This window comes from Sedimentitalea nanhaiensis DSM 24252, assembly GCF_000473225.1.
GTDB classification, from domain to species: Bacteria; Pseudomonadota; Alphaproteobacteria; order Rhodobacterales; family Rhodobacteraceae; genus Sedimentitalea; species Sedimentitalea nanhaiensis.
The window spans coordinates 4,025,913-4,044,962 of record NZ_KI421509.1 but is presented as its reverse complement, the minus strand read 5'-3'; the positions used below and the strand labels follow the sequence as shown (position 1 = coordinate 4,044,962).

The 19,050-nt window shown below is 61.1% G+C and carries 15 protein-coding genes and 2 pseudogenes; 13 read left to right on the top strand and 4 right to left on the bottom strand.

The genetic code is table 11. The features are described from left to right. Nucleotides 1-42: 42 nt before the first annotated feature. Both NANH_RS0122005 and NANH_RS0122000 read right to left on the bottom strand, forming a co-directional pair. A complete protein-coding gene (locus NANH_RS0122005) occupies nucleotides 43-3,168 on the bottom strand; it encodes an efflux RND transporter permease subunit (protein ID WP_027263989.1) in 3,126 nt (1,041 codons plus the stop codon). 48 nt (nucleotides 3,169-3,216) lie between these two features. Beyond that, nucleotides 3,217-4,359: an efflux RND transporter periplasmic adaptor subunit gene (locus tag NANH_RS0122000; RefSeq protein ID WP_027263988.1), complete on the bottom strand. Its 1,143-nt coding sequence runs from the start codon at nucleotides 4,357-4,359 to the stop codon at nucleotides 3,217-3,219. Nucleotides 4,360-4,628: 269 nt separating this feature from the next. Here NANH_RS0122000 and NANH_RS0121995 point away from each other — a divergent pair, with 269 nt between their 5' ends. From NANH_RS0121995 to NANH_RS29425, 6 genes and pseudogenes are all read left to right on the top strand, one after another. After that, a complete protein-coding gene (locus NANH_RS0121995) occupies nucleotides 4,629-5,801 on the top strand; it encodes a substrate-binding domain-containing protein (protein WP_027263987.1) in 1,173 nt (390 codons plus the stop codon). A gap of 46 nt (nucleotides 5,802-5,847) precedes the next feature. Then, nucleotides 5,848-6,612, top strand: coding sequence for an ABC transporter ATP-binding protein (locus tag NANH_RS0121990; protein ID WP_027263986.1), 765 nt, complete (start codon nucleotides 5,848-5,850; stop codon nucleotides 6,610-6,612). Next, entirely contained in the window at nucleotides 6,605-7,327 is a 723-nt protein-coding gene (locus NANH_RS0121985; RefSeq protein WP_027263985.1) for an ABC transporter ATP-binding protein, read from the top strand. Before NANH_RS0121990 ends, NANH_RS0121985 begins: the two co-directional genes overlap by 8 nt. A 1-nt stretch (nucleotide 7,328) precedes the next feature. After that, nucleotides 7,329-8,360 carry a branched-chain amino acid ABC transporter permease gene (locus NANH_RS0121980; RefSeq protein WP_027263984.1) on the top strand — a complete coding sequence of 344 codons (1,032 nt, stop codon included), beginning with the start codon at nucleotides 7,329-7,331 and terminating at the stop codon, nucleotides 8,358-8,360. Between the two features lies 1 nt (nucleotide 8,361). Then, on the top strand, nucleotides 8,362-9,429 hold the full coding sequence (locus NANH_RS0121975) for a branched-chain amino acid ABC transporter permease (protein WP_027263983.1): 1,068 nt from the start codon (nucleotides 8,362-8,364) through the stop codon (nucleotides 9,427-9,429). 30 nt (nucleotides 9,430-9,459) lie between these two features. Further along, nucleotides 9,460-9,731: pseudogene (locus NANH_RS29425) on the top strand (hypothetical protein); the annotation flags it as partial. Here the strand turns inward: NANH_RS29425 and NANH_RS29420 are convergent. Further along, nucleotides 9,723-10,215, bottom strand: a pseudogene (locus NANH_RS29420) (DDE-type integrase/transposase/recombinase); the annotation flags it as partial. The pseudogenes NANH_RS29425 and NANH_RS29420 sit on opposite strands and share 9 nt — an antisense overlap. 298 nt (nucleotides 10,216-10,513) lie before the next feature. After that, the gene (locus tag NANH_RS0121965; protein WP_027263982.1) at nucleotides 10,514-11,122 is read right to left on the bottom strand and encodes a helix-turn-helix domain-containing protein; all 609 of its coding nucleotides are present in this window, start codon (nucleotides 11,120-11,122) and stop codon (nucleotides 10,514-10,516) included. Between the two features lie 118 nt (nucleotides 11,123-11,240). Here NANH_RS0121965 and NANH_RS0121960 point away from each other — a divergent pair, with 118 nt between their 5' ends. From NANH_RS0121960 to NANH_RS0121930, 7 genes are read left to right on the top strand one after another with little or no spacing between them, the layout of a single operon-like run. Next, nucleotides 11,241-12,374, top strand: a complete 1,134-nt coding sequence (locus tag NANH_RS0121960; protein WP_027263981.1) for an NAD(P)/FAD-dependent oxidoreductase — start codon at nucleotides 11,241-11,243, stop codon at nucleotides 12,372-12,374. Then, a complete protein-coding gene (locus NANH_RS0121955) occupies nucleotides 12,371-13,657 on the top strand; it encodes a TRAP transporter large permease (RefSeq protein ID WP_051372659.1) in 1,287 nt (428 codons plus the stop codon). The genes NANH_RS0121960 and NANH_RS0121955 overlap by 4 nt, the downstream gene beginning before the upstream one ends. 54 nt (nucleotides 13,658-13,711) lie before the next feature. Further along, nucleotides 13,712-14,692, top strand: coding sequence for a TRAP transporter substrate-binding protein (locus tag NANH_RS0121950; protein WP_027263979.1), 981 nt, complete (start codon nucleotides 13,712-13,714; stop codon nucleotides 14,690-14,692). Beyond that, entirely contained in the window at nucleotides 14,693-15,250 is a 558-nt protein-coding gene (locus tag NANH_RS26875) for a TRAP transporter small permease (RefSeq protein WP_074920605.1), read from the top strand. A 3-nt stretch (nucleotides 15,251-15,253) separates the two neighbouring features. Continuing rightward, nucleotides 15,254-16,705 (top strand): M81 family metallopeptidase, encoded by a 1,452-nt coding sequence (locus NANH_RS0121940; protein ID WP_027263978.1) that lies wholly within the window; start codon nucleotides 15,254-15,256, stop codon nucleotides 16,703-16,705. After that, nucleotides 16,702-17,556, top strand: a complete 855-nt coding sequence (locus tag NANH_RS0121935) for an alpha/beta fold hydrolase (RefSeq protein ID WP_027263977.1) — start codon at nucleotides 16,702-16,704, stop codon at nucleotides 17,554-17,556. The genes NANH_RS0121940 and NANH_RS0121935 overlap by 4 nt, the downstream gene beginning before the upstream one ends. Beyond that, nucleotides 17,553-18,530 (top strand): ornithine cyclodeaminase family protein, encoded by a 978-nt coding sequence (locus tag NANH_RS0121930; RefSeq protein ID WP_027263976.1) that lies wholly within the window; start codon nucleotides 17,553-17,555, stop codon nucleotides 18,528-18,530. Before NANH_RS0121935 ends, NANH_RS0121930 begins: the two co-directional genes overlap by 4 nt. Nucleotides 18,531-19,050: the final 520 nt, after the last annotated feature.

Here is a 19,050-nt window from a genome sequence, read left to right as displayed (position 1 = left end):
CACAGCCATTGGGGCGTCGAAAACCCTTGGACCGGGCTGCCGTTACGTCCCGGTTTCGATGCCCGCCGGGGTGCGCCGCCTGCCGACCAATCGATTTGTCAGGATATAAAACAGCGGCACCAGCAGAACCCCCAAAACAGTCGCCGCAATAGTCCCACCCAGCACGCCCGAACCGATGGCGGTGCGTCCGCCGGACCCGGCACCGGTGCTTAACACCAGAGGCAAGACCCCCAGCGAAAATGCCATAGATGTCATGATGATCGGGCGAAACCGCTGCCGCGCGGCCTCGGTGACCGCCGTGAGGGGTGGTTCGCCTGTCGCCACCCGGTCGCGGGCGAATTCGACGATCAGGATCGCGTTTTTGCCGGTCAGACCGATTACGGTCAGTAGTCCGACCTGAAAGAACACGCCGTTCTCGAACCCGCCTGCCCATGCCCCGGCCAATGCGCCCAAAACCCCGATGGGCATGGCCAGCATCACTGCAAACGGGATCGCCCAGCTTTCATACAGGGCCGCCAGACACAGGAAAACCGCAGCCAGCGACAGCGCGTACAGCATCGGCGCCTGGTTGCCAGAGTCGCGTTCTTCGAGCGACAGGCCGGTCCAGGCCACCGCAAAACCTGGCGGCAGCTGTTCGGCCAGGCGTTCGATTTCCGCCATGGCTTCACCTGTGGTCACGTCTGGCGCGGGCGATCCCTGGATCTGCATGGCAGGCACGCCGTTATAGCGCGACAAGCCTTGGGGGCCAAAGCTCCAGGATCCAGAGGTGAAGTTCGAGAACGGCACCAACCCGCCTGTGGCATTGCGCACGCGCCAGCGTTCGATATCTGCGGGTCCGGCGCGGGCATCGGATTCGCCCTGAACGTAGACCCGCTTGATCTGGCCCTGATCGACAAAATCGTTGACGTATCGCCCGGCCCAGGCCACCGTCAACAGGTTCCCTACGTCGCTGGCCGAAACCCCCATGGCACCTGCTGCGCGCCAGTCGATATCCAGATTGAACTGGGCCGCATCCTCCAAACCTGAAGGCCGGGCCGATCCGATCACCGGACTTGCCGCCGCCATTCCCAACAGGGTGTTGCGCGCCGCAAGCAGTTGTTCATGGCTTTGCCCGCTGCGCGCCTGCAGAAAAAAGTCGAAGCCGCTGACGTTGCCCAACTCGGTTACCGCAGGCGGTACGATGGGAAACACAAAAGCATCCTTGATCGACGAAAGGGCGGCATAGGCCCGTCCGGCCACGGCACCGACGCTTTGGTCCGGGCGCGGCCGTTCGGACCAGTCGCGCAGGCGGACAAAGGCCATGCCCACGTTCTGGCCCTGGCCGCCGAAACTGAAACCGACCACGCCGAACATCGACTCCACCGTGTCCTTTTCCCCTTCGAGGAAATGATGCTCGACCTGTTTGACCACATCAAGCGTGCGTTCCGCCGTGGCACCGGTGGGGGCCTGAATCAGGGTGAACATGATGCCCTGGTCTTCGTCCGGCAAGAACCCGGTCGGGGTGTTGTTGAACATCCAGACCATTGCCCAGATCAAGACGCCATAGATCAGCCCGATGCGCAGCGGGCGGCGCAGGATGTGCCCGACAGCGCCCACATAGCCCCGTGTCAGCCCGCCAAACGCACTGTTGAACCAGGCCGCCGGGCCTCGCTTGACATGGCCCGGTTTGCGCGGCCGCAGCAGCGTGGCGCACAGGGCAGGGGTCAAGGTCAGCGCGACCAGAACCGACAGTCCCATCGCCGAAACGATGGTGATCGAGAACTGTTGATAAATCACGCCGGTCGAGCCGCCGAAAAACGCCATGGGAACGAAGACCGCCGATAGGACCAGCGCAATACCGATCAGCGCGCCGGTGATCTGCCCCATCGATTTGCGGGTCGCGGCGACCGGATCCAGGCCTTCCTCTTCCATGATGCGCTCGACGTTTTCGACCACCACGATGGCGTCATCGACCAGCAGACCGATGGCCAGCACCATGGCCAGCATTGTCAGGGTGTTGATGGTGAACCCAGCCACCGCAAGAATTCCGAAGGTGCCCAACAGCACCACCGGCACTGCCAATGTCGGGATCAACGTGGCGCGAAAGTTCTGAAGGAACAGCAGCATCACCAGAAACACGAGGCCGATTGCCTCAAACAGGGTCTTTTGCACCTCTTCGATCGAGATTTTCACAAACGGCGAGGTGTCGAACGGAATCACATAGTCCACGTTCTCGGGAAAAAACTGGGCATATTTCTCCATCTGGCTCTTGACCCGTTCGGCAGTGTCCAGCGCGTTGGCCCCCGATGCCAGCTGAATCGCCATCCCGGCCGAGGGGTTGCCATTGAATCGGGCGATGGTGTCATAGTTTTCCGCGCCGATCTCGATCCGCGCCACATCCTTGAGGAGCACGAGCCCGCCATCGGTCTGGGCCCGCAGTACGATCTGTTCGAAGTCTTCCGGGGTGGACAGCAACGACTGGGCGGTGATGGTGGCGTTCAGTTGTTGCCCTTCGGGTGCGGGCAACTGGCCAAAGGATCCGGCGGTGATCTGGGTGTTCTGTTCGGACACGGCACCGATCACATCCGTCGGCGTCAGTTCGAACGCAGCCAGCTTGGACGGGTCCAGCCAGATGCGCATCGCATATTTCGCACCGAAAACCCGGACGCCGCCGACACCTTCTATGCGGCTGAAATCATTGACCAGGTTGGTGTTCATATAGTCTGCAAGATCGACCTGTTCCAGCGAGCCGTCCGTGGAAATCAGCGCCACCACCATCAGGAAGCTGGACGACGATTTGCGCACGCTTACGCCCAGCCGCTGTACTGTTTCGGGCAATAGCGGTGTGGCCTGGGCCAGCTTGTTCTGGACCTGCACCTGCGCAATATCCACATCGGTGCCGGTCTCGAAAGTCAGCGTGATCGAGGCGCCGCCGGTCGAGGACGAGGTCGAGTTGATATAACGCAGCCCGTCCAGGCCGGTCATTTGCTGTTCGACCACCTGCGTGACCGTGTTTGCGATGGTTTGCGCCGAGGCACCGGGATAGCTGGCGTTGATGCTGACGGTGGGTGGTGCGATCTGCGGGTATTGGGCCACCGGCAGGGTGTTGATCGACAACAGGCCGATGCCCATGATCAGGATTGAGACAACCCAGGCAAAGACCGGTCTGCCGATGAAAAATTGGGCCATGGGTGGCGTCTCCGGATCAGGGCATCAATCCCGCGCAGCGCGGGGGTGTCAGTTGGCGGGCTCGGGTTTGGGTTCCGGATTGGCGCGCTCCACGGGGGCCACGGTCATCCCGACCCCGATCTTTTGCAATCCGGCCACGATGATCCGATCCCCCGTCTCCAGCCCGTCCTCGACGATCCAGAATGCGCCGTGGTCGCCGAGTGTCACCAGATCGCGGGTCTCGACCACATTGTCGGCATTCACTACCATTGCGATGGGACGCCCGCGCCTGTCTCGGCCGACACCTTCCTGGGGGGCCAGGATCACGCCCTTTGCCACGCCTTGCGGCAGTTCAACCTGTACATACATTCCGGGCAGTAACAGCAAGTCAGGATTGGGAAATTCCAGACGCAGAACGACCACGCCGGTCAATTCGTCTACATAGGGTTCGGCCGCCGTCAATAAGCCGGTGTGCTCATAGGCCAAACCGTCCGCCAAGGTCAGGGAAACTGTCTGGTCGGCAGCGACCAGGGCAGCGTTGCGCAGTCCGCGCCGGGCCCGGATCAGCTCTGCCGCAGATTGGGTAACATCCACATAGACCGGATCCAGAGTCCGGATTATTGCCAATGGGGCAGCCTGACCCGACGTGACCAACGCCCCGCGCGTGGTCAGCGACCGACCCACGAGTCCGGAAAGTTCAGCCCGGATAGTCGTGTGTTCCAGATCTATCTCGGCGGCCTGCAACTGTGCCTGGGCCACCTGCAATGCGGCGGCCATGGACTCTCGGGTGGAATTTGCATCTTCGACATTCTGATCGCTGGCGACCTTACGCTCGAATAGAGTCTGGATTCGTGTCGCGTCCCGCTCGGCGGCCCGTAGATTGACCTGAGCCAGCGACACCGATGCTTGTGCCGCTGCGACCTGGGCAGCGTAGCTGGCCGAATCGATGCGGTACAGCGGATCGCCCACTTCGACCGCGCTGCCTTCGCGGAACAGTCGTTCGGTGATGATGCCAGCCACCTGTGGGCGCACCTCGGCCACGCCCGAGGCTACGATCCGGCCCGGCAGCTTGGAACTGAGGGTGATGTCCTGAGCCTCGAGGGTCACTACATCGACTTCGGGTAGAGGCGGTTGCTGGGCCCATGCTGCGCTGGTCGCCAAAAACGTGGTCAGGCATACCGCTTGTGACAGGGTGGCGATCAGGTGGGTCATGCGACAACGTTCCATTCATGTGCGTGAAATTTGTTTTCGCTAGCAGCAGTTAGCCCAAAAAAGGCGCTGCGTACAGGCCACCGGGCGCGACGTCACGAACTTTCTTGTGGCGTGCTGAATGACAGGCAAATTGGGGTCAGGCCGCCTGTATGGATGGCGAGCAACACCATTGACCTCGGTTTTTCCGCTACTTAACGTGCGTCGTGAAGCCGTCATCGCTACTGGGTACGATTGCAAACATGGGTGCCGGTACAGGGAGAAAACGTGAGATGAGAAAAATGATCGCAGCCGCCGCTGCTGTGGGCGCTTTGATGGCCGGATCGGTGCAGGCCGAGATTCGCATCGCCCATGTTTATGGCAAGACCGGTGCTCTCGAGGCCTATGCCGCGCAATCGCACACCGGACTGATGCTGGGGCTGGAATACGCCACCGGCGGCACGATGCAGATCGAGGGTCAGGATATTGTGGTGATCGAAAAGGACACGCAACTGAAACCCGACATCGGTCGCGCCGCGTTGGCAGAGGCGTTCGGCGATGACGACGCACAGATCGCCGTTGGCCCGGTCAGTTCCGGCGTAGCACTTGCGATGCTGCCGGTGGCCGAGGAATACGAACGCATCCTGATCGTAGAGCCGGCGGTGGCGGATTCAATCACCGGCGAAAACTGGAACCGCTATATCTTTCGCACCGGGCGCAATTCCTCGCAGGACGCGATTTCCAACGCCGTCGCTCTGGGCGGCGAGGGCGTGACCGTGGCGACACTGGCACAGGACTATGCCTTTGGCCGAGACGGGGTGGCCGCGTTCCGGTCGGCTCTGGAAGGCACCGGCGCCACCGTTGCGCACGAGGAATACGTGCCGACCGACACCACCGATTTCACCGCCGCCGCCGAGCGCATTTTTAATGCAATGAAGGATATTGAGGGTGAAAAGCGATTGTTCATCATTTGGGCCGGGGGCGGCAACCCGATGTCCAAGATCAACGCCATGGATCCGTCACGCTTTGGCATTGAGATCGCCACTGGCGGCAACATCCTGGCCGCGTTGAAGGCCTATAAGGAACTGCCCGGCATGGAGGGCGCTACATACTATTATTATGAGATCCCCCAGAACGAAGTGAACGACTGGCTGGTCAAAGAGCACATGGAACGTTTTGGTACCCCACCCGATTTCTTTACCGCTGGCGGCATGGCGGCAGGAATGGCCGTGGTCGAAGCGATCCGCAAGGCAGGGTCGACCGAGACCGAAGATCTGCTCGCCGCGATGGAGGGCATGGAGTGGATGACCCCCAAGGGCGTGATGCAGTTCCGGATCAAGGACCATCAGGCGCTGCAATCCATGTATCATTTCCGCACCGAAATCCAGGAAGGCAAGGATTACGGCGTTCCGGTGCTTGTGCGTGAATTGACCATCGAGGACATGGATATCCCGGTCCAGAACTGAACTGCGGGGGGCATCGCCCCCCAACCCTTGCCGGGACTCCCGCCCCATGTCCGACGCCCTATTGGAAACCCGCGACCTGACGGTACGCTTTGGCGGTCATGTGGCCGTCGATGGCGTCAGTTGCGCGTTTGCGCCGGGCCAGATCACCACCATTGTCGGACCGAACGGGGCGGGGAAAACGACATATTTCAATCTGATTTCGGGCCAGATCGCTCCCAGTGCGGGGCAGGTGCTGTTGCGGGGCAGCGCCATCACCCGGCACAGCGTTGCGGCGCGCTGCCGCGCCGGCTTGGGGCGGGCCTTCCAACTGACCAACCTGTTTCCGGACCTCACGGTGTTTGAGAACCTGCGACTGGTGGTTCAGTCGCGCCGCCATCGCGGCTTCGATCTGTTTTCCATGGCAAGCCGTCAGCGGTACATGTCGGACGAAGCCGCCGAGGTTCTGGCCCGCGTGCGACTGAGCGAGCTAGCGGATCACAAGGTGTCAGAGCTGTCCCACGGCAACCAGCGCAAGCTGGAGGTCGCGATGCTGATCGCTTTGGATCCGCTGGTTTATATGTTTGACGAGCCCACGGCGGGAATGAGCGTGGACGAAGCCCCCGCCGTCCTGGAACTGATCGCCGGACTGCGCGGGCGTGCCGACCGCACTATCCTGCTGGTCGAACACAAGATGGACGTGATCCGTAACCTGGCCGACCGCATCATTGTGTTGCACAATGGCGCGCTGGCAGCAGATGGCGATCCGGCAGAGGTGATGGCGTCGGATGTGGTCCAAGAGGCCTATATGGGGCGAGCTATCGAAGATGTCTGACACCATTCTGACCCTGACCGGCGTGCAGGCTGACATCGCGCAATATCACATCCTCCAGGGGGTCGATCTGGCTGTTCCGCGCGGGGCCGTGACCATGTTGCTGGGGCGCAATGGCGTTGGCAAGACAACAACCCTGCGCACGATCATGGGGCATCTGGTGGCGCGTCAGGGCGTGATCGGTTTTGACGGCATGGACATCACCGCCCGTGCGACCTCGGCGCGTGCCCGCCTTGGCATTGGCTATGTTCCCGAGAATATGGGCATCTTTTCCGATCTGACCGTCGAGGAAAACATGGTGTTGGCGGCGGTCTCCGGTCGGCTTCTTGCAGAGCGGCGCGACCGGATCTTTGCCGCCTTTCCGCCGCTGCGCACCTTTTGGACGTCCGATGCAGGCACCCTGTCGGGGGGGCAAAAGCAAATGCTGTCGATTGCCCGTGCCATGGCTGAGGACCGCAAGTTGTATCTGATCGACGAGCCGACCAAGGGGCTGGCTCCGGCGATCATTTCCACCATGGTCGCGGCGCTGCGTGAATTGAAGGACGGTGGCGCGTCGATCTTGTTGGTAGAACAGAATTTCGCCGTCGCCCGCGCCCTTGGCGACCATGCGGCGGTGATGGATGACGGTCGCATCGTCTGGAGTGGGGAGATGTCCGAACTGGCGGATGATGCCGGGCTGCAGGAGCGGCTGATGGGTCTCAGCATGGAAGGTAAGTGATATGAGCGATGCCCCTGACCACCGACCCACCATGGCCGCCGTCTCCTTTGGCGCGCGGCTGGACTGGGCCGCGCCCTGGCTGATGGTGCCGGCGCTGATCCTGCTGGGCTTTTTCGCCATCGGTTCGATGTCATCGTGGCTGACACTGACGGTGTCCGCGCTGGCGATGGGGATGATGATCTTTGTCATGGCTTCGGGGCTGACGCTGGTGTTCGGGCTGATGGACGTGATCAATTTCGGCCACGGCGCATTTGTATCGGTTGGTGCCTTTGTCGGAGTTAGCACGGTGTTGGCGTTGGGGCATTGGGCCGGTGCGCCATCGCTGGTGCTGAACCTGCTGGCAGTGGGACTGGGCGTGCTGGCGGCGATGCTGGTGACAGGGGTTCTGGGCTGGATTTTTGAGCGTGTCATCATTCGGCCAGTATACGGTGCGCACCTAAAGCAGATCCTGATCACCATGGGCGGGCTGATCGTGGTCGAGCAGGTCATCGTGATGATCTGGGGCCCGGACGAGATCTTTTTCGCCCGGCCAGAAACCCTGAAGGGCGCGATCACCTTTGCCGGGGCCGCGCTGGAAAAATACCGGTTGTTGGCGGTCGCCGTGGGGTTGGCGGTGTTTGTCGCCATGCGTCTGGTGCTGCGGCGCACACGGATCGGGTTGATCGTGCGTGCCGGGGTTGAGAACGGCGAGATGGTCGAGGCGCTGGGATACCGGCTGGGGATGGTCTTTGTCGGGGTGTTCATCGCCGGGTCGGCGCTGGCGGGGCTGGGCGGGGTGATGTGGGGGTTCTATCAAGAGGTTATCACCGCAGGCATGGGCGAGGATATGATGGTGTTGGTCTTTATCGTGGTGATCATCGGCGGGCTGGGATCGGTCGAAGGCGCATTCATCGGCGCGCTGATGGTCGGGCTGATGCAAAACTATATCGCGTTCCTCGAACCCAAGGCGGCGCTGATTTCCAACATCGCGCTGATGACCGCGATTTTGATGTGGCGCCCCCAAGGGATGATGCCAGTGGTAAAGGCGAAATGACATGCTGAGCGTGCTGATTTCGGGTGATCGGCCCCGGTCCGTGGTCCTGGGCGTATTGTTGATGGCCATCCTGATCGGCCTTGCCACTGCGCCATTCCTGTTTCCCGGTGTGCGGTCTCTGGAGACTGCGGCGCGGATCTGTGTGTTTGTCGTGTTGGTGGCCAGCTATGATTTGATGCTGGGCTATACCGGCATCGTCAGCTTTGCCCATACCATGTTTTTTGGTCTGGGAGCCTATGGCGTGGCGCTGGCGGTGGACGGGATGGAGCGCGGGTTTGTCCCGGTGGTGCTGGGCGCGGTTCTGGGCGCGCTGGCTGCGGCGGTGCTGGCATTTGCGATCGCATTGTTCTCACTGCGGGTGCGGGCGATCTTCTTTGCGATGATCACGCTTGCGGTGGCCTCGGCAGTGGCGGTTCTGGTCAGTCAGCTCAGCGGGTTGACGGGGGGCGAGGACGGCATGACACTGCGGATCCCGCGTGAACTGACGCCGGCGTTCAAGTTGCTGAATGAACCGGTGCTCGGCGTGCGGTTCAATGGCAAGCTGTTGAATTACTATCTGGTTTTCAGCGTGTCTCTGGTGCTGTTCCTGGTCATGCTGCGGGTGGTCAATTCGCCCTTTGGGCGGGTGTTGCAGGCGATCCGCGAGAACGATTTTCGCGCCGAGGCGATCGGGTATCGCGTCGTTTGGTATCGCACGGTCGCCACTTGCCTGTCGGCGGTGATGGCGGCCCTGGCCGGCAGTCTATATGCTCTTTGGCTGCGCTATGTCGGTCCCGATACCGTGCTGAGTTTTGAGATCATGCTTGATATCCTGTTGATGACAGTCATCGGCGGCATGGGCACGATGTACGGTGCTGCGGTTGGGGCAACGCTGTTTGTGCTGGCTCAGACCTATCTGCAATCGCTGATGGGCGTCGCAGCCGTCGCATTGGCGGATGTGCCGCTGTTGCCCGCATTGTTGAATCCTGACCGCTGGCTTTTGTGGATGGGTGTCCTGTTCATCCTCAGTGTCTATTTCTTTCCCACCGGGATTGTCGGGCGGCTGCGCGAAAGCGTGCGCAGCGGTTGAACGCAGTTTGTGGGCGCAGATGCTCGCCCCAAGACGTCATACAACCGCTGGAAGCGCTGGAGTGATATGGGCGTCTTCGCCAGGTTCATGATGAGCCTGGCCGAACAGGCCCCGAACAACAAGACCATCTCGATCGATGCAAGGTACCTCAAGGTGCTTGCAGCCTGCGGTCAAAAAGGGGGGCGTGGACGTCCGATCACTGCCCGGCAGGGCATCGCGCAGCAATGTCCCGAAAGGGCGCCCGCGCCAAGGGCGGCATGAACACCGGACTGCACGCGGTTACAGACATCTGCGGACGCCCGGATGCCATGCTGGTGCAGAAGTTTCTGATAGTCGTGAGAACAGTATTGGCTGCCCCTGTCGGTGTAATGGATACAGCCCGCAGACGGCCGCCGCAGGGCGATGGCCATGTTCAGAGCGCGGATCGCCAGGTCGCGCTTCATTCTGTTGTTGACCGCCGAGCCGATGACGCGCCGGGAGTGCAGATCAACCATGACCGCCAAATAAAGCCAGCCCTCCGGTGTCCAAATATAGCCGATGTCACCCGCTCGTTCCCGGTTGGGCGGGCTGCCGAGAAGTCCCTGTTCAGCAGGTGCGGCGCGATATAGAAACTGTGGTTGTTGTCGGTCGCAGCCTTGAATGTCCCGTTTTTTCTTCACGGCATTTCCGTTCTCGCGCATCAGGCGGCCATAGCTGCCCAGGGAAAGGCGAAATTGGTCCCGGATATGCGCGCGCCACCATGTCTTTGCGCTGGCTCTGACTGGGTGGCCTTTTTTGCACTTCCCTCTCATCCCAAAGCATACGGGTCTCTTTCCGCAGCGCGGCGATTTCGCGCTCGCGATCGGATTGTCGAACACCGGCGGGGTCGTCACGGTGGTTTCAGCCGTTTGGGAGTGTGTCCCTCCGCGCTGCGTCATGGGTCCAATTTCTGGGTGTATTCGTTCCAATGATGAAATGCAGTGTGCGTTTCTGGCAATAGGTCGCGTCATCCATATTGCGGCGGCAAGGATGAACGGATTGGTTGTTTCAGCTTGCTCTGAAAGAAACGTCTGTGCCGGGTGCGGGTCGCACGATCAGGAGGGGGTCAGCGAGACTTTTCCCCGGGACGCGGTATGCTGTCGCAAACCACCAGAATGCGCGCGTCGCTATCGCTGTCTGAGGCATAAAGATGGCCAACGGCGCTGTCGAAATAGATACTGTCCCCGACGTTCAGACGGACCGGTTCGCGCCCCTCGAGATGCACCGTGACAGCCCCCTCGAGAACGGTCAGGAATTCCTGACCAGGATGGCGGACGAAGTCCTCAAACTGATGCAGCTCATGCGCTTTTAACGTGCCCATCATGGGCTGCATCGATTTGTGCCAGACTTCGGGAAACAGCATTTCATAAACGTAGTTCGACGTTTCCTGACGTTCGAATTCTCCTTTTCTGGCGACCGCTAAACTGCCTGGCTCAAAGATCTCTCCGGTGTCCGAAAAAAACGCCGACATGTCAGTCTCAAGTCCAGCTGCCAGCAGGGCCAGACGATCATAGGTCAGTGCGATGATGCCGCGCTCGGCCTTTGAAATGGTCGATATCGCCAGACCCGAACGGGCGCAGAGTTCGGCAAGGGTCCAACCTTTTTCCCGGCGCAGGCGGCGAATACGACGTCCGAACTCAAGGCGTTGGCTGTCCGGATTCGTGGCGGTGGTCATGCCCGGAGCATAGGGTCGAACCGCTCATAAGGCCAACACAATTTTCCAATGAGAAAACTGTCTCTTTTTCCGATTGGAAAATTGTGTTAGGCGTATAGAAATTGGTGCCGGAGCAAACATGACCCAGACTGACAGTTCGACCGACTGCATCGTAATAGGCGCGGGTATTGCGGGCGCATCGGTGGCGGCGGAACTGGCGGCCCACTGCCCGGTAATTCTGATCGAACGCGAAACCCAACCCGGATATCATACCACAGGCCGTTCAGCGGCAGTCTATGCCGAAAGCTATGGCCCCCCCGTTATCCGGGCGTTAACGCGCGCCTCACGCAGCTTTTTTCATGCAGGCGGAGGTGGGTTCCCGGACCGCCCGTTGTTGCATCCCTGTGGGCTGCTGTTCGTGGCACGTTCAGATCAGGCCGAAGCGTTGGAGGCTCTTGAATATGAGCTGAGAGATGCAGTGGCGCGGCTCTCAGCGGAGGAGGTTGCGGCGCGACAGCCGCTGTTGCGCGATGGCTATGCCTGCGCGGGGCTTTGGGACGGCCATGCCGCAGATATCGACGTGAACGGTCTGCATCAGCATTATCTCAAATTGTTGCGGTCACGCGGCGGCAGTATCCAGACAAATGCCGAAGTCACCGGGCTGAGCCATGCCGACGACTGGCAGGTCGAAACCAGGGCGGGGATCTTCAAAGCGCCTGTCGTCATCAACGCTGCGGGTGCGTGGGGGGATCAGCTGGCACAGCTTGCAGGGATAGAACCGGTCGGGCTGACTCCCAAGCGGCGCACCGTGATGATCGTCGGGGGGCCGGATCGCGCCCGAATAGACGATTGGCCGATGACGGTGGATGCACAGGAACAGTTCTATCTCAAACCGGATGCGGGAAAGTTGCTGATATCGCCGGCGGATGCGACACCGTCACCGCCCTGTGATGCGCAACCCGATGAGTTGGACGTCGCAATCTGTGTCGATCGTATCCAGCGGGCTTTTGATCTGAATGTGCGCCGTATCGACAACAAGTGGGCCGGGTTGCGCAGCTTTCTGCCGGATGGGTCCCCGATGGCAGATTTCGATCCGGATGCATCCGGGTTCTTCTGGCTGGTCGGGCAGGGCGGCTACGGCATTCAGTCAGCGCCCGCTATGGCGCGTACAGCCGCCGCTTTGGTGCGCGGTCAGGACATTCCGGCCGATATTTCCGATCATGGAATAGTGGCGCAGAGCCTGTGCCATTCGCGCAAGAGGCAAGCGGCTTGATCCTGTTGGCTCCTGTCATCGCCGCGGTTTTATTGGCGTCGGGACTGGCAATTGCCTATGTGATCGGCGGCACGGCAGTTGTGGCTTTTGTCGCCTCGGACAACGCCCGCTACCTTGCCATTCTGCCACAACAGATCTTTTCCAAGATCGACGTTTTTGCATTGATGGCCATGCCTCTGTTCATCCTCGCGGGCGAGCTGATGAACAGGGGCGGCATCACCGGTGCCTTGATCAATCTGTCGATGGCCCTCATCGGGCGGCTGCGCGGCGGGTTGGGGCACGTGAATGTGCTGACATCGGTATTCTTTGCCGGGATTTCCGGATCAGCCGTCGCCGATGCTGCGGCGCTGAGCAACACGTTGGTTCCGGAAATGACCAAGCGCGGCTATTCGCCGACCTATGCCAGCGCAATCACGGCGGCCTCTTCGGTCATCGGGCCGATCGTGCCGCCATCAATCATCCTGATCTTTTATGGGGCGTTGATGGGCACATCCGTCACTGCGTTGTTCCTGGCGGGTATTGTGCCGGGACTGGTGCTTGCAGCGGCGCTGATCGGGCTGAATGCGGTTTATGCCTGGCGTCAGGATCACCCCCGTGTGGCGCGCGAGGACATGCCACCGTTGCTGCCGACGATCCTACGGTCGCTGCCCGCCCTGTCGTTGCCCATCGTCATTCTGGGCGGTATCGTGTTTGGCTGGATGACCCCGACCGAAGCAGCGGGTGTGGCGGTCTTTGTCGCGCTGCTGGCGGGATGGTTCTACGACGGCCTGACGCGCGCTTCGGTCATCGAGGGGCTGCAACGCACCGCGATGCTATCGGGATCGATTTTCATCATCATTTGCGCGGTGTCCGCTTTGGGCCACCTTGGTGCGCTCGAACGTATTCCCGAAGCGATCTCGGGGCTGGTCACGACACTGGGGCTGGGGCCCGTCGGCTATATGCTGGCGATAAACGTGATTTTCATCATTGCCGGGATGGTGTTGGACATACCGGTTGCGCTGGCGCTGCTGGTACCGTTGCTGGCCCCGGTGGCCATCGCCCAGGGGGCCGATCCTGTACATCTGGGAATATTGCTGTGCTTCAATCTGTGCATCGGGTTGATTTCGCCGCCGATGGGGGGGTGCCTGCTGGTGGTGTCTGCGGTGACGGGTGTCAACTACTGGAAACTTGCGGCTGCGGTCGTGCCTTTTGTGCTGGTTGAAATAGCCGTTCTGGCGCTGCTGATCGCCTTTCCACAGATCAGCCTCGCGTTGCCACAAGCGTTTGGTCTGGCCGGTGGGTAAGGACCATCAACATCGAGAAACGACATTATTTAGCCAAATTTGGAGGATGGAATCATGAAGAAACACAGTTTGCTGACAGGCGCACTGATGGCGTTGGCACTGGCCTTTACGGGACAGGCGGGACAGGCGCAGGTCAAGATCGCACTGGACAGCCCGCCCGATCTGCAAGGCTCGGGGAGCTATGTCTGGGCCCATGCCTTTGCCGAGCATCTCAAAGCCAACGGCATGGAGGCCGAAGAGTTTCAGCGCGGCGCGCTCGGGGGGGATGACGAGCTGCTGGATCAGGTCAGCCAGGGGTTGCTCGAGGTCAGCATGTCGCCGCTCAATATTGTCGGCTCGATAGACAAGACGATCTATGGCCTGCGACTACCCTATTTCTTCGATGATATGGCGCAGGTCGACAAGGCTCTGAACGAGGGTGGCATGCTGGGCAAGATCAATGCCGCCACCACAGCCGAAGGTGTACGGGTTCTGGCGGTTGATACGGTCGGTCAGGCGTCTGGCATTTTCAACACCAAGAAACCGGTGAAATCCGTGGCCGACATGGCCGGGTTGCGCATGCGCGCGCTGGATGAAAGCCAGATCGAGCTTTATCGGGCCTGGGGCGCGGATGGCACCATCGTCAGTTGGGCGGAAGTTCCCAATGCGTTGCAGACCGGTGTGGCCGACGGCTATCTCAACCCGGCCTTTGTACCGCTGTTGTTCGGCCATACGGATTTCATCAAATTCTACACCGATGCCGCGGTGTCGCCGTCGCTGCGGATCGCGATCGCATCCGAGGATTGGTACCAGGGACTGAGTGACGACGAACGTGCCATCGTCGACGGTGCCGTGGTTGCGGCGAACAAAGCCAACCGCGACTGGTTGAAGTCTCAGGATGCCGTGTTGGAAAAGTTGGAACAGGCCGGGGTGCAGATCGAGCGTCTGGACGCCGCCGCGCGCGAAGGATTCCGTGCCGTGTCCGGCCCGGCCTATGAGAACGGCCCCCTCAGTGCCGAACAGATCGCCGAATGGGAAGCGGCAAAGGGCAACTGAATGGTGCGTGCACTGGCCATCCATCTTGACCGGATTTCGGCAACCGTGAACCGGATCGCGCTATGGGGCGCGGTTCTGGCCGTGCTGGCGATGCTCGGGGCGGCCGGATGGCAGGTGGTCGCCCGATACCTTTTGGACGCGCCACCGATCTGGACCGAAGAACTGGCCCGGCGGGCCATGGTATGGGCCGGCATGTTGGGGGCGTCCTGCGCCTTTCGGGTGCATGCGGATCCCACCCTGTTTCCCGCAATGCGCGACGTGACAGGGCGCGCTGGCAAGGTGCTGGCGCTGATCCGGGGCGGCGGCGTGATATTGTTCGCCGCGCCGGTGATCTGGTATTCGATCTTTGACGCCCGGATGAATCCGATGCGCGGGTTCCTGGGCCGCAGCCTGAACCGGCAGGCGGAAATGCTGGACGTTCCGATGATCTGGTTCACCTCTGCCGTGCCGCTGGCCTTTGCCATCATCGTTCTGCACATGATTGCCGACACGTTGATGCGCTTGACCCACGCGGCCCCGCATCCAGCTCCCGATCCGATTTCTCCGACAAAGGCCTGAAATATGAAACTGTTCATCGCCGGTCTGAGCACCGAGACCAATTCGTTTTCCCCGCTGCCGACAGGCATGCTCAGCTTTCAGGAAGGGTCATTGCATCACGGCGATGCTACCCGCCATGCGGTGCAATATTGGACCGGCCCGCTGCATCTTTGGCGTGACAAGGCCGACGCGCTGGGGTGGGATGTCGTCGAATCCCTGTCAGCGCATGCGCAACCCGCCGGGGTGACGGTGAAATCGGTCTACGAAGAATTCCGGGACGAGATCGTTTCTGATCTCAGGCAAGCGGGCGGTGCGGATATGATCCTGTTGACCCTGCACGGCGCGATGATCGCGGATGGCTATGACGATTGCGAAGGCGATCTGATCGCTGCCTGCCGGGCCGTTGCGCCCGATGCGGTGATCGGCGGTTTGCTCGACCCGCATTGCCATTTGACCGAACTCATGCTGGACAAGGCAACGCTGTTGGTGGCGTTCAAGGAATACCCCCATATCGATATCGCGGAACGCGCAGAGGATCTGTTTCGGCTCTGTGCGGACGCCGCCACCGGCAAGACCAGACCGGTGATGCGCGACTGGGATTGCCGGATGATCCTGGCGATGCCGACACCGTCGGGGCCGATGCGCAGTTTTGTCGACCGGATGTCGGCGCGCGAGGGGCATAACGGAATACTGTCACTGTCCATCGCCCACGGGTTTCCATGGGGCGATCACACGCGTACTGGCACCCGCGCCTTGGCGATCTGCGATGGGGACAGCGATCAGGCCGCCGCCGTTGCGCAGGACCTGGGCCAAAGCCTGTTCGATCTGCGCGACGCGTTGAATACCGACATACCCGACATCGACCGGGCCCTTGATATGGCCCAAGCCGAAACCGAGGGTCCGGTCGTATTGGCGGACATGTCCGACAACGCTGGCGGGGGTGCGCCTTCGGATGCAACCTTTCTGCTGCGCGCGATGATCGAGCGGGGCATGACCTCGGTCGCGACAGGGCTGTTTTACGACCCCGGTGCCGTGCGCATCTGCCGCGAAGCGGGCGAAGGCGCGACCCTGCCGCTGCGCCTGGGGGGCAAACATGGTCCCATGTCAGGCGATCCGCTGGATCTGATTGTGACGGTCCGAAAATGCGCCTCGGGCCTGACGCAGAGGTTTGGCAAACTGCCCGCGCCGATCGGCGAGGCGGTTTGGATCGAAGCGAACGGCATCGACATTGTCATCAATGACATACGGGGACAGACTTTTCACCCCGAAGCCTTTGAACAGTTGGGCATTGATCTGTCTCAACGCCGGTATGTCTGCGTGAAATCGTCAAATCACTATCAGGCTGGATTCAATCCGATTGCCGCGCGGGTCATTCCGGTGGCGACGCCGGGGGCGATCACCCCCGATTTCGCCAATATTCCCTACACGAAACGCGCCAAGACCTATTGGCCCGCAGTCGAGGATCCATTCGCATGACCAATACCCTGATTTCCGACCGCGACCGTTTCGCCGCACAACACCCGGAACAGCGGATCGCGCTGAACGGGCGCGACTGGGGATTTCTGGATATTGGGACCGGTCCTGCCCTGATCCTGATGCCCGGAACATTGGGGCGTTGCGACATCTTCTGGCAGCAGATTTCCGCACTGTCGGACCGCCTGCGCATCGTGTCCATGTCCTATCCCGGAACCGGAGATGTGGCGGACTGGGCCAACGATATCGTGGCGATGATGGATCATCTGGATCTGGAAAAAACGTCTATACTGGGCTCGTCCCTGGGCGGATACCTGGCGCAATATGTGACCGGTCAGGCACCCGATCGTTTTGAAAGGCTGATCGCGGCAAACACATTACATTCGGTGGCGGGCATGGATCAGCGACTGCCCTATGCGTTGGACCTGGATACCACCCCCATAGACGATTTGCGCGCCGGTTTCGGCAAGGGGCTGAACCAATGGCGCGCAGACTACCCGGATCAGAGCGATCTTGTCGATCTGCTGCTGATGGAGGTCGGTGGGCGCATCCCCGAGATGGAATTGCGCAGTCGTCTGAAAGTTCTGAAGGCAGGGCCGGAATTGCCTGACCCGAGGTTGCCCCTTGCGCGGATTTTCACCATTCAGGCCGACGACGACCCGCTGATTCCGCCTGAAATGCGGGCGGCGGTGCGTGGCCGGTTGCACCCGTCCGCCGCCTATCGGTTTCTGTCCGGTGGTCATTTCCCATATATCGCGCGGCCCGCTGAATATACCGCCTTGCTGGAACAGGTGATGGGGCTCGCGCCGACTACCACGCACGAATGGGGCAAGGAGGCGGAGCGGACATTGTGATCGTCCTGTCAAACGATGACGTTGCGCGCCTGTTGCCGATGCACGAGGCGATCGGGGCGGTGACGCGGGCCATGATCACCGTATCGTCCGGAGGGGCGGAAATGCCCCTGCGCAGCGTCATGCCCGTCGGCGGCGACAACCGGATGGGGATCATGCCGGGCGCATTGTCGGACCCGGCCTGTTTCGGAATCAAGCTGATCAGCCTTTTCCCCGGCAACGCCGCGCTTGGGCTGTCGTCGCATCGCGGGGCCTATCTGTTGTTCGAGCCCGCCACCGGTGCCCCGGTTGCGATGATGGACGCCAGCCTGCTGACCGCCATTCGCACTGCGGCTGCCAGCGGCGTCGCAACCCGCGCGCTGGCCAGGACCGACGCAACCCGTCTTGCGATCATAGGCTATGGCGAACAGGCCGAGCACCATCTCGAAGCGATCTGCGCCGTGCGGCCGGTCACCCATGTCCATGTCGCCGGGCGTGACCCGTACAAGGCGGCCGCGTTTTGTGCGGCAGCGCGTAAAAACCATCCCGATGTCGCGTTTCAATCCGGTAGCGACATCAGGGCTGCTGTGGCCCGCGCCGACATCATCTGCACGGTGACGGCCGCGCCCCAACCCATTCTTGAGCACCTCTGGTTGCCCCGCGGCTGTCATGTGAACGTGGTCGGATCGTCTGTCCCGACGATGCGCGAAGTTGACGACGATTTGGTGTTACACTGCTCGATCTGGGTTGACTATCTGCCTTCTGCATTGGCACAGGCAGGCGAAATCGTCGACCTGATCGCGGCAGGGCGGTTCACGGAGGGCCAGCTCAAGGGTGAAATCGGTATGGTACTGAAGGCCGAGTTACAGGGGCGTATCACTGCGGACGAGCAAACCGCTTACCGCTCACTGGGAGTCGCGGCGCAGGACCTGGCGGTGGCCCATCTGATCGCGGATAAGGCGGCGAAAACGGGAGCAGGTCAGAAGGTTGCATTTTAGCACATTACTTTTCGGCGGTGGGGGTATTGGCCATAGGTGCGCAAACCACTGTCGCTCGCGTCCTCCTCGGTGGAACACTCTGGCGTTTTTGGACTGGGGCCTGTGGCGTGGCGGATCCTGATCGCAGGCGGCCACGCGGTTATGGGTGATTGGGTCAGATTTCAATTATGGAGCATGATTGCCGGTAGTGGCACCGGAACGCGCAATATGTTGTCGTTGCCCGTAGTTTGGCGTCATGATGATGTTTGCGATCTTGCCAAGGATGGTCCGGGAATGCCCAACGATGACTGTGTCCGGGCCCTGCAGGCCGGGCATGGCGAAGGACGCTATGCCGCGATATGACGGAAAATGGGAGTCGGCGGGCTGGGCCAAGACAAGGGCGGCAGGTGCCGGGGGCAAGATTGCGGCGTGATTCCGGCCAGACAAATGGAAAACCCACGGTGTTCAGAAGCGCCAAATGCCGCCGTCTCTTGCGGGCAACAACAATCGGATCTCGCGCCGATGCCTGAAAATGCCTTTG

Bases quoted from the DNA above. Each gene is read 5' to 3' on its own strand.
- NANH_RS0122005 (WP_027263989.1), bottom strand. From the start codon at position 3,168: ATGGCCCAATTTTTCATCGGCAGACCGGTCTTTGCCTGGGTTGTCTCA.
- NANH_RS0122000 (WP_027263988.1), bottom strand. From the start codon at position 4,359: ATGACCCACCTGATCGCCACCCTGTCACAAGCGGTATGCCTGACCACG.
- NANH_RS0121995 (WP_027263987.1), top strand. From the start codon at position 4,629: ATGAGAAAAATGATCGCAGCCGCCGCTGCTGTGGGCGCTTTGATGGCC.
- NANH_RS0121990 (WP_027263986.1), top strand. From the start codon at position 5,848: ATGTCCGACGCCCTATTGGAAACCCGCGACCTGACGGTACGCTTTGGC.
- NANH_RS0121985 (WP_027263985.1), top strand. From the start codon at position 6,605: ATGTCTGACACCATTCTGACCCTGACCGGCGTGCAGGCTGACATCGCG.
- NANH_RS0121980 (WP_027263984.1), top strand. From the start codon at position 7,329: ATGAGCGATGCCCCTGACCACCGACCCACCATGGCCGCCGTCTCCTTT.
- NANH_RS0121975 (WP_027263983.1), top strand. From the start codon at position 8,362: ATGCTGAGCGTGCTGATTTCGGGTGATCGGCCCCGGTCCGTGGTCCTG.
- NANH_RS0121965 (WP_027263982.1), bottom strand. From the start codon at position 11,122: ATGACCACCGCCACGAATCCGGACAGCCAACGCCTTGAGTTCGGACGT.
- NANH_RS0121960 (WP_027263981.1), top strand. From the start codon at position 11,241: ATGACCCAGACTGACAGTTCGACCGACTGCATCGTAATAGGCGCGGGT.
- NANH_RS0121950 (WP_027263979.1), top strand. From the start codon at position 13,712: ATGAAGAAACACAGTTTGCTGACAGGCGCACTGATGGCGTTGGCACTG.
- NANH_RS26875 (WP_074920605.1), top strand. From the start codon at position 14,693: ATGGTGCGTGCACTGGCCATCCATCTTGACCGGATTTCGGCAACCGTG.
- NANH_RS0121940 (WP_027263978.1), top strand. From the start codon at position 15,254: ATGAAACTGTTCATCGCCGGTCTGAGCACCGAGACCAATTCGTTTTCC.
- NANH_RS0121935 (WP_027263977.1), top strand. From the start codon at position 16,702: ATGACCAATACCCTGATTTCCGACCGCGACCGTTTCGCCGCACAACAC.